Below are 17,113 nucleotides of genomic sequence, written 5' to 3'. Positions count from 1 at the left end.
AATAATTCAATGAATTTATACGAATTTTTTAATCACAAATCGTATAAGTACTTGTTTAAAAACCTTACTTCTTGAAAACAAATGTTTTAAGAGCCGTGAGCTTACTTCAAATAATTAAAATATCTCGATATTCCCATCATTCGAAGTGTTCTCTGAACCTCAAACTATTGATTTTCAATTTGTATTCTTTTTAAACATACTCTAAGGATCATAGCTTCTTACAAACTAAAACTACTTTTTCCTGATTACAATTTGTTGTAAAAAAGAGATACATATCACCTCCGTCTTTGATTTTATACTTTTTTCTGATTTCTGCAACAGACTCAGGGAAGTTACGTGTGGTGATATTGGCTTTTGTAATATTTTCTTTTTTAAGTAGTTGCTTTTTATAAGGCAATATTTGTTGTATCATAAAACGTCTTCCTGGAAAATCAATAATACGATCAGATGTATAAATATGCGAATGTGGGTGTAGTTTCTCTACCTCATATGTTTTTGCAATACTAGAAAATCCACCACTCTTCAAGATAGAAGCATTGGGTTCATACAAATACTTTTTGGGCAAAGAATATTTTGGTAAGATCTTACTTTCTTCAGGTAGTATGAAGGAAAATTGCACAGAGGTATTTTTTGTAAAGTTTATTGTGTGTATTACAATATCATTCTTAACCCCTTTCTCTAAAACCCATAGCAATTCTTTTACCTCATTATCTACTGCTACTATATGAATTTCTTTTACATTTACTAACGAATGTATTCCGGCATGAATATCGAGTAGAGGAGAGGTTTTAAGTAAGATATGACTACTTTTTCTGAACAATAGCTCTTTATTGGCAGGTACATCAGGGATACAATCTTCTAGAAAAAACACTTTCCCTTTGTTATCATTCCGTCTGGAAGGGTCAATATATATCCAGTCTATAGTATCAAAATCTTGCAGAATTTCTAAGCCATCTCCCGTATACGTCTGTATGTTTTTTGCCGCTAATGCTTCAAAATTATGAGATGCGATAGTACTCAATTCGAAATTTACTTCGCAATGAATTACGGTAGTAATTTTTTTTGAAAAATAATAATCATCTACTCCAAAACCACCTGTAAGATCCACAAGCACTTCTCCAGAAACCAATGTGCTTTTATAGAAAGCTGTTATTGCCGAAGAAGTTTGCTCTAGATTTAGATTTGGCGGATAATATATATATTTAGTAGCATACCAGATTGGTAATTTGTTTTTTGCCTTGATCCGTCCATTAATTTGTTGTGCTAATTCTTGTATTGTTATATGATCAAAAGCACTTCCCGCAAGAATAAACCGGGTCAGATCAATGTTGCTTTCTGATGTATTAAAGATATACTCCTGTATCGTTGTATGTAGAATTTTTGGATTCAATGAGCATTTGCTTTTATGATAGCTAAAGTTTCGTGAACAAAATCGGTTTTTGAGAGGACATATCCACCTCTGTCATTTTTGTGCTTAGTGGCTAATCCCATTTTTAATTGTTCATAAGCTTTTGCTCTTTTGGGATTGTTAATCAGGTAATCTCTAAAAGCTATTTGCTCCCACATCAAATTGTTCTTAGGGCACATATGGATATGATAAATTTGCTCGCTTATGCCCTGTAAATTATATCCTTTACCAAAACTCATATAAGCATCAAAATGGTCTCTTTTAGGCACCAGGAAATACGTATAGCCTATTTCTTCAAACTTTTTGATAAGTTGAGTATCAAAAAGCAAGACTTCGGGAATTTCGATCAGGATATCAATATAAGGCTTTGCTTTGATATTAGGAATTGAAGTACTCCCAAAATGTTCAATTTGTATAATGTTGTCTGTACCTAATTTTTCTAAAATAAGTGATTTTTCATCTTTATATAGATTTTTCCAGGATCGATCATGAGCAACAAGATGTATCGGGAATAGAGTATTCCAATCATCTTTTGTCAGGTCATAGAGTGTCTTTTTCATATTATTTTTAATTAAAACAAGGAAAAATGCCTACTCTAATCCGAACAAATAAAGTATGGGGTTTTATAATAAAACGTTGATTAGAGAATTCAGGCCTAAAAAAATAGAGTATTGTCATAATTTCCTTTATTTTGAAAGCTTCACGAGGAAGTTTCAAGATAATCTATAAACTGGTTGGCTCAAAATTAGGCAGTATAACATAAATACCGATCCACACTTCTTTTTTGATTTCTTTAGTCTTAATTCCGTAGATCTAGCTCATATAACAACAAAGCTTTAAAAACGTAAGAGTTATATCAGTAGAAGTGAAGCCTAATACTTTATAACTTGTATAGAGAAAATTTATTGACAATTTTAGTTATTTTACAGCAATAACAGAAATTTCAACATTTACAAATTTTGGTAATGCAGCAACCGCAACGGTTTCTCTGGCGGGTGCTGTGTCTTCATTAAAGTAACTGCCATATACTTCATTAACCAAAGAGAAATTATTCATATCACTCAGAAAAATAGTAGTTTTAATAACATTTTCAAAAGTCATATCTACTTCGTCAAGTATAGCTTTTAGGTTTTGCATCACCTGTTCGGATTCAGTTTTGATATCATCTAATACTAATTCGCCCGTTGATGGATTTATCGCTATCTGACCTGAGGTGTATAGGGTATTTCCAGTTAAAATTGCCTGGTTATAAGGACCAATAGGGGCAGGAGCTTTTGAGGTTGTTATTATTTTTTTCATGTGATTAAAAGAGTTAATTTATTTTTTAGGAAATAATATGTGTTATTTTCAATATAAAGAAACATAATTTTTATCTGTCATCAGGCTCCAACATCTATAATTGTCTATCTGGCTCACGTCTTTTATCATATTTGATATCACTAAGAACAGAAGATTTAATCCCAACAAAGAAATTCCAGGAGGTTCGTTCACTAAAAGGAATCCAATTAAAACTCAGTCGCCAACTATCTAAATCTCTCTGAAATCTAAGATTGGTAAACGTAAACCCGGGATTTCTTAAATCATATCCCGAAGAAGCACCAACAGTCCATTTGGGTGCTAATTCTATATCGCCAGAAAACATAATAGAGTGTGATGATATTTCATTTTGCCTTGCATTGTTACTATAATTAACTGTATACGAAAGACGCAATGACCAGGGGATTTTATAGTTGTAATTTTTGATATCTTTTTTTTCATCGGCATCCTTATCATCTACAAAAGATTGTTCTTCTCTAAAATCTGTTCCTTCTCCAAATAGATTATCAGGTCTACCACCATTTCTGAAGGTTTCATTACTTAGAGGGTCTTCATCCGTCTTACCTTTCTCAAAATCTTTACTAGAGAATGAATATCCAAAATTGGCACTTGCTCTGGTTAATCTAAAAAGGCTTCCACCATTATCAATATTCCAGACATCTATTTTGCGATTATTATTATCCAGCGCATACGGATCTAGAATTGCACTAAAGTTAATATCCAGTTTGTTTTGGACTATCGGTATATTCCCATTAATAGATAACGGACTTAATTGTAAGGAGTCTCCAGCAATATTGTAGGCTGTTCTAAAATTTAAATTGTTAATTAATTTAATTTTCTTAGGTTCAGTCGCAGTAGAATCTTTGCTTGCTACTTTTGCCTCTACATTATTACTTAGAGAAAAACCAATATTACTCGAAAAAGTATTGCTAGGTGCGCCAAAAAAAGTTCCTTCAAATCTAGAGAATTCAACATCTTCAAACTCTTCTATAATATCAGTTGTAGCAGGATCATCCTCTACTTCTCTTCTGTAGGTATCATAAAATTGATTAAAAGCAGGATTGACGTTGTAGCTAACAGAAGGACGCATAGTATGCCGGATTGCTTGTATTTTTTTATCTTTTTTAAAATTAAAGGTTCCATAAAGTGTAGTTCCCAAACTGGCTGAGAAATTATAGGTTCTGTATGCTGCAAAACCCGTAATTGTATCTCTTACCACTTCTCCGGCACCTTCATTAGCATCTTCATCAAAACTTTGTTCAATAGTTTCAAAAACCCAGTTTTCCTGAAAATTTGTCCCCATAGTAGCACTTAGATATTTTAAAATCTTAAAATTAGTACTCAAGGGGATAGAATGCTGCATTCCTATTCTGGCATTTCTAAACATTTCTGGCGTAAAAAGCTCTTCATCTGTGGTGACAACTCTATTTTCTCCTCTAAAATTATATTGTGTGTTAATGTTCTGAATGATTCCTTTTTTTACACCCACTTTTGGAGCAAAAGGGAATATCCTCGATACACTTGTGGTTACATTAGGCAATGATAAATTCACAATACCCGTATTTGTATTAGAATTATGAGTTGCTGCTACATTGACATTTACCTGAGGGTCACCCGTAAAAGTTCTTGCATACGAAATAGAAGAATTGATTTGATTATTTATAAAATTTGCAGAATTCCTTTGATTCGTAGATAGCTGAAAGAAATCACTACTCCCAAAATTCACAGAAGCAGAGAATCTCGAATTGGGATTAGCTTTAGGATCTTGAGTATGCGTCCATTGGATGTTATAACTTGTTCGCTGAGAAAAATCAGGAAAACCCCTTTCACTATTCAGGTTATTTTCAAATCTAAAATTAAGATTCCCTCTATACCTGTATCGCAAAGAATATGCTGATTCTGTTCGTAAGGTATAACTCCCATTAGTATAATAATCTCCGGTTACCGTCAAATCAGCATAGTCACTAAGCGCAAAATAATATCCTCCATTCTGGAGGAAATACCCTCTATTGTTTTCTTCTCCATAACTGGGGATAATAAAACCAGAGGTACGATCTTCTTCCAAGGGGAAATACCCAAAAGGTAATCCCAGAGGTGTAGGTACATCTGCAATAAACATATTGACTAATCCAGTGACAATCTTCTTTCTAGGAACCAATTTGATTCGCCTTGCATAAAAATAGTAATCAGCATTATCAACATCTTCTGAGGTTGTAAATTTCACATTACTCATATAAATAACAGAATCATTCACTCTTTTAGACACTTCTCCCTTGACATTCATTTCTCCCTGTTGGGTTCTGGAGTTATAAATAAGTGCTTTTTCTGTATCAAAATTAAATCGGATAGAATCCGGCTCTACAACATTCTGCGCTTGTTTGAAAACAGGGGTTTGGCTATATTCTCCAAGAGAATCTTTTATGCCATATGCGTAGACTTCGTTTTTTAAATTATCTACAATAATAAGCCCTGCATTAATTTGCATCTCTCCATAAATAATTTCAGCCTCATTATAGAGATACATTTTATTCTCTTTACGACTCAGTCGCATATAGTCTGTTGACTTATACTTCACTTTATCGGTAAGTAACTGTGGTGGTTCTACCGCCGTATCCTTTTTTATAGTATCCTGTATTTTTTCATCTAAACGTAGTACTGACTTATCATCAACCTCATTTTTTTGAATAAAAGTGGAATCTTTTTTTACCTCGATAGGTTTGTTCGTAGTTTTTTCAAATTCTTGTGCTGTTGTATAACTAATACAAAATAGTGAAAAACTTAGTGAATAAAGTATGTTACGTACCGTTGTTTGCAATGGTTTAAATCCTATTTTTGTAAAACTATGGCTTAGTTTTTGAAGTGCCAAAATTACATTTATTTTTTATGTAGAGATTGTAATTAATAAAAAAATAAAAATTTATATTAAACTACAGTACTCTAATGTTATTTTAAATAAAAATTATATCGTAATTTCAAGTGTGATAACCTTGATATTTTCGAATTAGTATATTAAAAACTGAAACTAATAGTAAATGTTTCAAGCTAAGGGATAATTTATAGAAATTTATGAGTAAGAAAATTTTAATTAGTGGGCTAATGATCATTCTGATCGTAATTATATCAGCATTTTCTAAACCTGCTATTGTAGAACCATATGGAGAAAAATTTGTGGTCGTTTTGGATGCCGGACATGGAGGTCATGATCCGGGAAATCGAGGTAATGGATATAAAGAGAAAGATATTGCATTAAAAGTGGTATTGGCAGTAGGAGCAGCGCTCGAAAAAGATCAGAGGTTCAAAGTAGTCTACACTCGCAGTACTGATGAATTTATAGAATTACACGAAAGAGGAAAGATTGCTAATAAAGCCAAAGCAGATCTATTTGTGTCTGTACATTGTAATTCTCACCGCTCTCAGGCGTATGGCACAGAGACATTTGTACTGGGATTGCATGCTAATGACGAAAACTTTAATGTAGCCAAGAACGAAAATTCAGTTATCTTACTAGAAGAAAACTATGAAGCGAATTATGAAGGGTTTGACCCCAATTCTCCAGAATCAATTATAGGTCTAACATTGATGCAGGAAGAATACCTTGATCAAAGCCTTGTTTTGGCAAGTTTTGTACAAAATAACTTTACAAGAAAATTAAAAAGAAAAAGTAGAGGCGTAAAACAAGCAGGTTTTGTAGTATTACATCAGACCTATATGCCAAGTGTACTTATAGAATTAGGTTTTCTAACTAATAATAAAGAAGGGAAGTATCTGAATTCTAAAAAAGGTCAGAATGAGATGGCCAAATCTATTATAAGTTCAATTATTGGATATAAAGAAAGCTTGGATGCAGAATATTATATGCCCGAAAAAGAAACGCCCAAAATTTCTGATACAGATTCGATAGCAGCATCTGCTACCGGAGAGGTTTATGAGGGGATTACTTTTAAGGTTCAGATAGAAGCAGGATCAAATGATGTAGTGCTTGTAGCCAAGAATTTTAGAGGACTAGATAAGCTTTCTAAAGTTCGGTTTGGTGAGTTGTACAAATACTATTTTGGGAGTACTTCCAGCTATACACATATAAAACAATTAAGAGAAGTAGCAGTTCAGAAAGGATATGACTCTTGTTTTATAGTAGCATTTCGGAATAATGAGCTAATTCCACTTACTGAAGCCTTGAAAGTCAATACTTCATCAAATTAATCTTAATAAATAGTAAGAATTCCTTTGCTAATAATCAGTAGAAATATATTTTTTATTCTAAATTTGTTTTCTAAATATATGCTATTTTGAAATTTACTCGCGAAGTTAAAACAGGTATTCTGGCATTATGTGCAATTGCACTCTTGATTTTTGGATACAGTTTCTTAAAAGGTAAGAATCTTCTGGATAATGATAGAACTTTTTATGCTGTCTATGATAATGTAGAAGGTTTGATTCCCTCATCTCCCGTTACTATAAATGGTTTGGTAGTTGGTAAAGTTATTTCTATAAATTTTGCAGATACAAAAGGAAACTTAGTTGTAGAATTTACTATAAATAATAAATTTTCTTTTTCTAAAAATAGCTTGGCAAAAGTATATGGCGGTGGTTTAATAGGAGGTAAGTCTCTAGCTATCGAACCTACATATCAACAAGGCCTTGAGGCAAAAGATCAAGACACATTACCAGGAAAAGTAGAAGCAGGACTTCTTGAATTGGTCAACGAGAAACTCACTCCGTTACAAGAAAAATTAGAATCTGCTATTTCTGATGCAGATACACTCTTAACCTCCGTAAACGGTATACTTTCTGTGGATAATCAAAATAACTTAAACTCTATTTTTAAAGATTTAAGCACTACAGTAAAAAGTTTTAAAAGGGCATCTGTAACGTTGGACAATGTGCTTTCTGGTAATCAAAACTCATTAAATAGAACCTTAGGAAATCTTGACCAAATGTCTGGTAACCTGTCTAAATTCTCTGACTCTTTATCAAAAATAAACGTAGGTAAATTAGCGAATGATCTTGATAAGGTACTCGTAAATTTTGATAAAATATCTAAAGACCTAGAAACTGGAAAAGGTACTGCCGGAAAACTATTAAAAGATGAAAAACTTTATGATAACCTACAGGAAACAAGTAAACAATTAGAACTATTACTTCAGGATTTACGATTAAACCCGACACGATATGTGAATATCTCTCTTTTTGGTAAAAAAAATAAACCGTATGAACAACCAACGGATTCAATAAACTAATATCAGATTATGCAATACATTCCTAATATCATATTTGCAATAGCTTTAATAATTGGAATTGGATATTTTACTAAGAATATTCGAAAAGTGATACGAAATATTAGATTAGGTAAAGATGTAGATCGAACCGATAATAAAGGAGAACGTTTTAGAAACATGGCGCGCATTGCTTTGGGGCAATCCAAAATGGTACGCAGACCAATAGCTGGAATATTGCATATAATAGTATATATAGGATTTATTATTATCAATATAGAGGTGCTCGAAATTATAATCGATGGTATTTTTGGAACACATAGAATTTTTGCCTTTTTAGGAAGTTTTTATAATTTTTTAATTGGTTCTTTTGAGATTTTAGCATTTTTGGTTTTTGTAGGTGTCATTGTATTCTGGATTCGTCGTAATGTGATGAGAATAAAACGTTTTTGGAATCCGGAGATGAAAGGATGGCCTAAGAATGATGGAAACCTGATTCTCTACTTTGAGATGGTTTTGATGACCTTATTCTTGGTAATGAATGCCGTAGATTTGCAATTGCAGAACTTAGATGCAGCACATTATGTCAAAGCAGGATCATACCCCATAAGTCAATTTATCACCCCTTTATTTAATGGAATGAATGAAGGGACTCTGGTTTTTATAGAACGAGGCGCCTGGTGGTTGCATATTCTTGGAATATTAGTGTTTTTGAACTACTTATATTTTTCTAAGCATTTACATATATTATTAGCTTTTCCGAATACGTATTATGGAGATCTGAGACCCAAAGGGCAGATGGATAATCTGGAATCTGTTACAAAAGAAGTAATGTTAATGATGGATCCTAATGCAGATCCTTTTGCTGCTCCTGCATCAGATGAACCAGAAGGAGAACCAGAGAAATTTGGAGCATCAGATGTTATGGATCTTGATTGGGTGCAATTACTTAATTCTTACACCTGTACAGAATGTGGGCGTTGTACCAGTGAATGCCCCGCAAACCAGACGGGTAAAAAGCTTTCTCCCAGAAAAATTATGATGGATACCAGAGATCGTCTCCAGGAGGTAGGTGATAATATTGATAAGAATGGTAGTTTTGTTGATGATGGAAAACAATTATTAAATGAATACATTACTCCAGAAGAGTTATGGGCCTGTACCAGTTGTAATGCCTGCGTAGAAGCTTGTCCGGTAAGTATAAGTCCATTATCTATTATTCTGGATATGAGAAGATATTTGGTAATGGAACAAAGTGCTGCACCATCAGATCTTAATAATATGATGTCAAATATAGAGAATAACGGAGCTCCATGGCCATTTAACCAGATGGACAGATTAAACTGGAGTAACGAAGAGTAAATATACTATTAACCACAACTATTAATCTAAAAAAAACCTAAAATTAGGGAGAAACAAACATTATGAAGAAGGAAGAAGTCGCAAAATTATTGCACGATAAGGTAGAGGAAGGAGAGCATATCAGTCCGGTGCTACCAGAAGGTATCAAAAATTATTTAATTGATATCGATGGAACAATTACAGAAGATGTACCTAATGAAGAACCAGAGCGAATGGCTACTTGTAAGCCATTTCCGGATGCATTAGTAACATTGAATAAATGGTACGACGAAGGGCATATTATCTGTTTTTTTACATCTAGAACAGAGGAACATAGGGAAGTAACTGAAACATGGTTAAAAACACATGGGTTTAATTATCACAGCCTTTTAATGGGTAAACCAAGAGGAGGAAACTATCATTGGATTGATAATCATCTGGTAAAAGCAACTCGTTATACAGGAAAATTTACAGAACTAGTAGAAAGAGTAGTTACTATCGAAGTTTTTGATGATGGTAAACACGATTAATATGATTTTATTTTGATATATATCAAAATAAAATCATTCATATTTAAATATTAATAACATATGAGCGAGACAGTAAAGGTGCCAACTATGGCAGAATATATGGCAGCAGGAAAGAAGCCCGAAGTTTTATTTTGGGTTGGTTGCGCAGGTAGTTTTGATGATAGAGCAAAAAAAATAACCAAAGCTTTTGTAAAACTACTTCATAATGCCAATGTAGACTTTGCTGTTTTAGGGACCGAAGAAAGTTGTACTGGTGATCCTGCAAAGAGATCTGGGAATGAATTCTTATTCCAGATGCAAGCAGTTACCAATATAGAGGTAATGAATGCATACGAAATAAAGAAAGTAGTTACTGCCTGTCCTCACTGTTTTAATACATTAAAAAATGAATATCCTGCACTCGGAGGGGATTATGAGGTAATGCATCATACGCAATTTCTTAAATCTCTGCTCGATGAAGGTAGATTGAAGGTAGAAGGAGGTAAATTTAAAGGAAAGAGAATTACTTTTCATGACCCTTGCTATCTAGGCAGAGCTAATAATGAGTATGAAGCTCCCAGAGATTTACTTAGAAAGCTAGAAGTAGAACTGGTAGAAATGAAGCGATGCAAACGGGATGGGTTTTGCTGTGGAGCCGGAGGGGCACAGATGTTTAAAGAACCTGAATCAGGTAAAAAAGATGTGAACGTCGAGAGAACTGAAGATGCTCTGGAAACAAAACCAAATATCATTGCTGCAGGATGCCCTTTTTGTAATACCATGATGACCGATGGTGTTAAAAATAAAGAGAAAGAAGATAGTATTGAAGTTCTTGATGTTGCAGAATTAATTGCTAATGCACAAGATTTGTAAGTATTATTTTTTGATATCGTAAAATTAAAAGGAGTTAATATGTTTTTCATATTAACTCCTTTTTGTTGCAACAATTAAGAATAGTTTTTGTTATTTTATAGAATAAAAAGTAAGCTGATGTTAGTAGATTTTAATGACCTTTCAGAAACATCCAGAGTATGGATATATCAGGCAAATAGATCCTTTACACAAGAAGAGATAGATAAGATAAAAGAACAATTGAATGTATTTATAGTGCAATGGACAGCACACGGAGCAGATCTTAAAGCCGGATATGAGATCAAGTACAAAAGATTTATTACTATTGCATTGGATCAAAATGTAAATCAGGCAACAGGATGCTCCATAGATGCATCAGTACATTTTATACAAAAGCTGGAAAAAGAATATAGTGTAGATTTAATGGATAAAATGAATGTGTCTTATAAACAAGGAGAATTTGTTGCCTACAAATCCCTTACTGATTTTAGAAAAATGGCAAAAAATCGAGCTGTTTCTCCTAATACTATTGTATTTAATAACTTAGTTACAAATATTGCTGAATATCGTACTGATTGGGAAGTACCGGCAAAGGATAGCTGGCATAATCGTTTTTTAAACTAGATTTTTGTAATATATGCTTAAAAAATACTTTCCTTGTATACTTTTTATTTTTGTGTGGTCTGGTTTTTCTCAAGAACCGGGTTTTCTAAAGTTAGAAGAGATAAGTGATAATAATGAAAATCTGTCGGATTCAATTGTCATAGCAGAAAAAAAAGATGTAGTACGACAAAACCCTCTGATAGTTGCAAAAGAGCGTAAAGCTCAACTTCAATGGGTGGATAATATCTACAAGAAAATGACCCTTAAAGAAAAAATAGGGCAGTTGTTTATGGTAGATGTATTCTCCTCAAAATCTAAAAAAGAAACAGATAAGATTAAAAAACTTATTGAAGAATATCATATAGGAGGTATTATTTTTTCTAAAGGAACTCCGCAACGTCAGGCCAAATTGAATAATGAATATCAAGAACTTTCTAAGATTCCGTTGTTAATAGGGATGGATGCAGAATGGGGATTAGCGATGCGATTGGACTCTACCAAAGCATTTCCGTGGAATATGACACTGGGAGCAATACAAGATAATAGTTTGATTGAGGATACGGGCAGACAGATAGCAAAACACTGTAAACGCCTTGGAGTGCATATTAATTTTGCTCCAGTAGTGGATATTAATACAAATCCAAAAAACCCAATTATAGGTAACAGGTCTTTTGGAGAAGACAAAGATAATGTAACTGAAAAATCATTAGCATTTATGCGAGGAATGCAACAAGAAGGTATTCTTGCAAGTGCAAAGCATTTTCCTGGTCATGGAGATACGGATAGCGATTCTCACAAAACACTTCCAACCATAAATTTTGATAAAGAAAGAATTGATAGTATTGAGTTATATCCTTATCGCAGACTAATTCAGGAAGGCTTATCTAGTGTTATGGTTGCTCATCTTAATATCCCTAGTCTTGAATCAAGATCCGGATATCCTTCTTCTATTTCAGGAAATGTTGTGACCAATATTCTTAAACAAGATTTAGGGTTTGATGGTTTGATCATTACTGATGCATTAAATATGAAAGGAGCATCTGATTTTAAAGCTCCCGGAGATATAGACCTGGCAGCTTTTCTGGCAGGAAATGATATTCTGTTAATCTCAGAAGATGTTCCGTTAGCGTCTCAGAAGATTGTGTCAGCATACTATTCTGGAGTCATCACAGAAGAACGTTTATCACATTCTGTTCGCAAAATTTTAATGGCAAAATATAAAGCAGGTCTTCACAAATATAAACCTGTAGAAAAAAAATATCTTACTGAAGAATTAAATAGTGTTGCTAACGAAGTGTTGCATCATAAATTGGTAGAACATTCATTGACATTAATTAAAAATGACAGGGCTATTGTACCAATTAAAAATTTAGAACTTAAAAAAATAGCATATGTCTCGTTGGGAGATGATTCTGGCGAAGAGTTTTTTAAGGAGCTTAATAAATATACAAAAGTTGATTGGGTAAAAGGAAACCAGTTACCAGATATTTTAGATCAATTAAAGAACTATAATTTTGTAATTGTCGGGTTACATAAGTCTAATGCATCACCTTGGAAAGATTATAAGTTTAAAGATAAAGAATTAGTTTGGTTATATGAGATAGCCAGACTTAATAACGCAGTTTTAAATGTTTTTTCCAGACCATATGCAATGCTGGATATGAAGACTACGACCAATTTTGAAGGAATTTTGATGGCATATCAAAACAGTCATACAGCACAACAGAAAGCTGCACAACTGCTTTTTGGAGCTGTAGAAGCAAAAGGGAAACTTCCTGTTAGTCTAGGCGATGATTTTTCTGAAGGGACAGGAATTGAGACTAAGTCATTGAATCGTTTAGCATATGGACTTCCTGAGACCGTGGGGATGAATTCGCATAAATTAGAGCGTATTGATTCTATAGTTACTATTGCTTTAAGAGAAGACATGACGCCTGGTCTACAAATAGTAGTTGCCAGAAAAGGAAAAGTGATTTTTGATAAGAACTACGGATATCATACCTATGATAGAATGAGAAAAGTCAAAGGTTCTGATATTTATGATCTCGCATCATTGACAAAAATATTATCTACGCTTCCGTTGACTATGGAGCTTAAGGATAAAGGGATTATCACTTTGGACACCAGAGTAGGTGAGATGCTACCTTCGTTTAGTGATTCTAATAAAAAAGATATTACCATTAGGTCCATGCTATCTCATTATGCCAGATTAAGAGCCTGGATTCCTTTTTATCTCAAAACACTGGATACTGCAACATCAAAGCCTGATAAAAAATATTATAGAAACAGTCTGTCTGATGATTTTAATATTAGGGTGACCGATAGGTTGTATTTGAGAAGTGATATGAAAGATTCTTTAATGCTTAGAATCAAGGATAGTAAATTACGCAATAGGCTTAGTTATAAATATAGTGATTTGCCATATTACCTAATGAAATCTTTTATTGAGAAGCATTATGATAATACATTAGACGCATTAACACAACAACATTTTTATAAAAGCCTGGGAGCTAGTAATACAGGATATTTACCGCTAAATAAATTTGATAAAAAAAGAATTGTACCCACAGAAAATGATCAGGCGTTCAGGAGGGAGATTGTACATGGGCATGTACATGATCAAGGAGCAGCTATGTTTGGTGGGATAGGAGGTCATGCCGGGTTGTTTTCTAATGCCAATGACGTAGCCAAAATTATGCAAATGTATCTTAATGGCGGATATTACGGCGGTAAGGAATATATAAAAACTCAGACTATAGATGAATTTAACACCTGTTCTTATTGTAAAAAAAGTGTAAGAAGAGGCGTAGGTTTTGATAAGCCTCAATTAGGACGTGTAGGCCCTACCTGTGGTTGTATTTCGATGAATAGTTTTGGACATAGTGGTTTTACAGGAACATTCACTTGGGCTGATCCGGAAGAAGAAATAATTTATGTATTTCTTAGTAACAGAACATTTCCTGATCCTGCAAATCGTAAATTAATATCCAATGATATTCGATCCGAAATTCAAAGAGTCATTTATCAGGCTATTGATTATTAAGAAGTATCCGTTTTTAAAATCGAATTCAAATCTCATCGCAATAATCTACTTAATAAAATAATCTGGCTTTAGATCCTGGATTGTGAATAAGAATTTGATAACCTGTATTTATTTTTTAAAAAGTTACTATATCAGCAATTACATTTGTATTTAGTAAGTGTAGCGTTTAAACATAAAGTTACGTACATTTTATGTAAGCTACATGTAATAATAAGTTTATGACTGAGACTGAATATGTATTATTAACAGATGATCAAACCTACTTTGTTGAATATCTTATTGGAGAATTAGTTTTATCAAAAAGTATTAGCGAAGCCATGAAGTTTAATGATGAGCACCTTGCTTTAAAATTTAAAAAAATGCTACATTCTTCTTGTAGGCTAACCACAAGTGTCAATACATATATTGATTAAAGAGATGGACAAAATTAGGTTTTATTAAGAAATATTAGGACGCTGAAAAATATACCAAAAATAAATAAACACCAGTTCTTAGATGAAATCATCATAAACTGAATCGAATTATTTTTTAATTCGGAGGAGCAAGAAAATTTATGGATAGCGGTACTATAACGGTTTTGTATCTCCAAGTATGGTACAAAAAGGAATGATATTGTATTTGTAAATAAAAAAATTGAGATGTATTTAGTATTAAATACATCTCAATTTTTTTGATTAAGGTTGTTGTTTTCTTTCTTAATTAGAAGAAAGCATCGCAAAGAATTTGTCCAGATTTGGTAATAATACAATTCTGGTTCTTCTGTTTTTTGCCATATTTTCTTCAGAATCATTTTCTACTAGAGGTTTGTAGCTACTTCTTCCTGAGGCGATTAACTTAGCAGGATCTACATTGTATTTATTTTGTAACCTTCTAGTTATTGAGGTCGCTCTTTTTACACTTAAATCCCAATTGTCTTCTAATGCAGGAGTATTAATAGTTTTAGGATCTGTGTGTCCTTCTATCATTACTTCCAGACTAGGTTCAGAATTAATAACACCTGCAAGCTTTTCCAAAATATCATTTGCTTTATTGCTTATTCTGTAACTACCACTGTTAAATAACATTTTATCAGAGATAGATATCATTACTACCGTGTTGTCAATGTCGATAGAAATATCTTCATCTTCTTGAAGATTATCATCTAAAGAGTTTTTTAAGTTATGAGAAACTGCAAGATTCATAGAATCCTTTAAGGTTTTGGCTCCCTGAAGTTTTTCAGAATTAACTTTAGACAAAGTTTCCTTCATCTTTTCTTTAGTTTTGTTAGAAATAACAGCAAGGTCATCAACCATTACCATTTTTTCATTGTTAGAGTCTGTCAAAGAATTAATTTTTGCATTGTAATCAGCAACACGTGCTTCTATCTTTGCAAATTTAGTTTCTAATTCTTCTTTCTCTACTGTGGTCTTTTGTAATGTACTTTTGGTGTTTTGTAAATCAGCTTCCACCGCTAAAAATTTCTTTTTAGAAACACAAGACGTAGTTATCAAAGCCCCAGATAGTGCAACTAGTGTCAATACTTTTTTCATGGTTATTTAATTAATCTTTTATATCATTGGAAAACTACAAGTTGACACATTTATTGCAATCTTACCTACTAAACTTTTCATATGGAATTCTTAAAAAATGTTAAAAAAAAACACAAAAACTGTTATAACATAATAAATCTACGGCAAAATTGTTTAGTAGATATTGCTAACTTATTGAATTGCAAAAAATTATGTATTAAAGTTTACTATTGTATCAAAATGAGTTTTTTTTCAGTTGTAACATGTTTTATTATATTGCCGTCTTATAATACTAAAATTAGCTATCTGGATAAGATTTACTTAAAGTTTTAAAAATTTTGAATATAAATGTTTTTGAATAAAAGAAAACTGGCGTTAACACTTGTTTTATCATGTGTATTTCTGTCTGGTACTATAGCTCAAGAAATAAAAGTACAAGAAGATATTGTAGATCACAAAGTATTAGTACTGAATGGTAGGATGGTGAGATTGCCCATTTATAAAAATCATCCTAAACATACCGTAAATTTAATTGAATTAAAAAAAGAGAATACAACTCCTGTTTTTGATGAAGATTGGAGTAATACTGTATTTAATCCATATTGGAAAAAACAGCCAACATACCCACTGGAATTACATTTTGAAGATGAAGCCTTTGCTGCTCCTGTTGAGCACAAAATGGTAGTAACCTCCAGATATGGGTGGAGAAGAGGAAGACCGCATCGAGGGATAGATATTGATCTTAATACAGGAGATAATGTAAAATCATTACTAGATGGAAAGGTACGATATGCACGGAATCATAGAGGTCATGGAAAAACAGTTGTAATACGTCATAATAATGGATTAGAGACTGTGTATGCACATTTGTCTAAATACCTTGTTAAAGAAAATGATGTGGTAAAGAAAGGACAAGTAATAGGAGAAGGGGGAGTTTCTGGCAATGCAAGAGGCAGTCATTTACATCTGGAGGTACGTTATATGGGGAAAAGTATACACCCCGAATATCTTTTTGATTTTGCTGAGGAAACAAAAATTAGATCCAAGGATATTGCAGTAACTAGAAAATGGATAACTCCGAGATCACATAAATCAACACGTAAGAGTAAGATTTTAGTATATAAGAAAGCGCAGGATGTCGTTGAGGATGACGCAGTAAAAAAGGTATATGTTGTAAAAAGGGGAGACACTTTGTATGGTATTGCTATTAAGAATGATATTGAGGTCTCCGAAATTTGTAAAATTAATTCTATTCAATACAATTCGGTACTTAATATCGGACAAGAAATTTTACTCAATTAAAAATTTGTAAGTACTAA

At 32.8% G+C, this 17,113-nt stretch carries 14 protein-coding genes; 9 read left to right on the top strand and 5 right to left on the bottom strand.

Annotated elements, in window-relative coordinates; translation table 11 throughout:
• Positions 1–208: 208 nt before the first annotated feature.
• The 4 genes from F0000_RS05445 to F0000_RS05430 form a co-directional block, all read right to left on the bottom strand.
• Positions 209–1,390, bottom strand: coding sequence for a class I SAM-dependent methyltransferase (locus F0000_RS05445; RefSeq protein WP_149623701.1), 1,182 nt, complete (start codon positions 1,388–1,390; stop codon positions 209–211).
• Positions 1,387–1,968 carry a GrpB family protein gene (locus F0000_RS05440; protein ID WP_149623700.1) on the bottom strand — a complete coding sequence of 194 codons (582 nt, stop codon included), beginning with the start codon at positions 1,966–1,968 and terminating at the stop codon, positions 1,387–1,389. The genes F0000_RS05445 and F0000_RS05440 overlap by 4 nt, the downstream gene beginning before the upstream one ends.
• 358 nt (positions 1,969–2,326) lie before the next feature.
• A complete protein-coding gene (locus tag F0000_RS05435; RefSeq protein WP_149623699.1) occupies positions 2,327–2,707 on the bottom strand; it encodes a RidA family protein in 381 nt (126 codons plus the stop codon).
• Positions 2,708–2,801: 94 nt separating this feature from the next.
• Complete coding sequence (locus F0000_RS05430) at positions 2,802–5,591, bottom strand: putative LPS assembly protein LptD (protein ID WP_149623698.1); 2,790 nt, start codon at positions 5,589–5,591, stop codon at positions 2,802–2,804.
• 200 nt (positions 5,592–5,791) lie between these two features.
• On the opposite strand from F0000_RS05430, the gene F0000_RS05425 reads away from it, so the two are divergent.
• The 8 genes from F0000_RS05425 to F0000_RS05390 all read left to right on the top strand — a co-directional run bounded on the left by F0000_RS05425 (position 5,792) and on the right by F0000_RS05390 (position 14,699).
• Positions 5,792–6,925 carry an N-acetylmuramoyl-L-alanine amidase gene (locus F0000_RS05425; RefSeq protein WP_149623697.1) on the top strand — a complete coding sequence of 378 codons (1,134 nt, stop codon included), beginning with the start codon at positions 5,792–5,794 and terminating at the stop codon, positions 6,923–6,925.
• An 86-nt stretch (positions 6,926–7,011) separates the two neighbouring features.
• A complete protein-coding gene (locus F0000_RS05420) occupies positions 7,012–7,962 on the top strand; it encodes an MlaD family protein (protein ID WP_149623696.1) in 951 nt (316 codons plus the stop codon).
• A 9-nt stretch (positions 7,963–7,971) separates the two neighbouring features.
• On the top strand, positions 7,972–9,300 hold the full coding sequence (locus F0000_RS05415) for a (Fe-S)-binding protein (RefSeq protein ID WP_149623695.1): 1,329 nt from the start codon (positions 7,972–7,974) through the stop codon (positions 9,298–9,300).
• 62 nt (positions 9,301–9,362) lie between these two features.
• Positions 9,363–9,809: a phosphoheptose isomerase gene (locus F0000_RS05410; RefSeq protein ID WP_149623694.1), complete on the top strand. Its 447-nt coding sequence runs from the start codon at positions 9,363–9,365 to the stop codon at positions 9,807–9,809.
• Positions 9,810–9,869: 60 nt separating this feature from the next.
• Entirely contained in the window at positions 9,870–10,661 is a 792-nt protein-coding gene (locus F0000_RS05405) for a (Fe-S)-binding protein (protein ID WP_149623693.1), read from the top strand.
• A 117-nt stretch (positions 10,662–10,778) separates the two neighbouring features.
• Entirely contained in the window at positions 10,779–11,264 is a 486-nt protein-coding gene (locus F0000_RS05400) for an ABC transporter ATPase (protein ID WP_149623692.1), read from the top strand.
• Positions 11,265–11,277: 13 nt separating this feature from the next.
• Positions 11,278–14,286 carry a glycoside hydrolase family 3 N-terminal domain-containing protein gene (locus F0000_RS05395; protein WP_149623691.1) on the top strand — a complete coding sequence of 1,003 codons (3,009 nt, stop codon included), beginning with the start codon at positions 11,278–11,280 and terminating at the stop codon, positions 14,284–14,286.
• Positions 14,287–14,504: 218 nt separating this feature from the next.
• Complete coding sequence (locus tag F0000_RS05390) at positions 14,505–14,699, top strand: hypothetical protein (protein ID WP_149623690.1); 195 nt, start codon at positions 14,505–14,507, stop codon at positions 14,697–14,699.
• 282 nt (positions 14,700–14,981) lie between these two features.
• Here the strand turns inward: F0000_RS05390 and F0000_RS05385 are convergent, their stop codons facing one another.
• Complete coding sequence (locus tag F0000_RS05385; RefSeq protein WP_149623689.1) at positions 14,982–15,815, bottom strand: OmpA family protein; 834 nt, start codon at positions 15,813–15,815, stop codon at positions 14,982–14,984.
• Positions 15,816–16,148: 333 nt separating this feature from the next.
• On the opposite strand from F0000_RS05385, the gene F0000_RS05380 reads away from it, so the two are divergent.
• The gene (locus F0000_RS05380) at positions 16,149–17,096 is read left to right on the top strand and encodes a M23 family metallopeptidase (RefSeq protein WP_223148872.1); all 948 of its coding nucleotides are present in this window, start codon (positions 16,149–16,151) and stop codon (positions 17,094–17,096) included.
• Positions 17,097–17,113 lie beyond the last annotated feature (17 nt).

It is taken from the genome of Aquimarina sp. RZ0, from assembly GCF_008370685.1.
In the GTDB taxonomy this organism is placed as follows: Bacteria; Bacteroidota; Bacteroidia; order Flavobacteriales; family Flavobacteriaceae; genus Aquimarina.
Note: the sequence above shows the minus strand (reverse complement) of the source record. Positions and strands in the feature narration are given on the sequence as shown.

Excerpts from the sequence above, each read along its gene's own strand:
- F0000_RS05395 (WP_149623691.1), top strand. The coding sequence starts at position 11,278 with ATGCTTAAAAAATACTTTCCTTGTATACTTTTTATTTTTGTGTGGTCT.
- F0000_RS05415 (WP_149623695.1), top strand. The coding sequence starts at position 7,972 with ATGCAATACATTCCTAATATCATATTTGCAATAGCTTTAATAATTGGA.
- F0000_RS05435 (WP_149623699.1), bottom strand. The coding sequence starts at position 2,707 with ATGAAAAAAATAATAACAACCTCAAAAGCTCCTGCCCCTATTGGTCCT.
- F0000_RS05390 (WP_149623690.1), top strand. The coding sequence starts at position 14,505 with ATGACTGAGACTGAATATGTATTATTAACAGATGATCAAACCTACTTT.
- F0000_RS05410 (WP_149623694.1), top strand. The coding sequence starts at position 9,363 with ATGAAGAAGGAAGAAGTCGCAAAATTATTGCACGATAAGGTAGAGGAA.
- F0000_RS05400 (WP_149623692.1), top strand. The coding sequence starts at position 10,779 with ATGTTAGTAGATTTTAATGACCTTTCAGAAACATCCAGAGTATGGATA.
- F0000_RS05440 (WP_149623700.1), bottom strand. The coding sequence starts at position 1,968 with ATGAAAAAGACACTCTATGACCTGACAAAAGATGATTGGAATACTCTA.
- F0000_RS05385 (WP_149623689.1), bottom strand. The coding sequence starts at position 15,815 with ATGAAAAAAGTATTGACACTAGTTGCACTATCTGGGGCTTTGATAACT.
- F0000_RS05405 (WP_149623693.1), top strand. The coding sequence starts at position 9,870 with ATGAGCGAGACAGTAAAGGTGCCAACTATGGCAGAATATATGGCAGCA.
- F0000_RS05425 (WP_149623697.1), top strand. The coding sequence starts at position 5,792 with ATGAGTAAGAAAATTTTAATTAGTGGGCTAATGATCATTCTGATCGTA.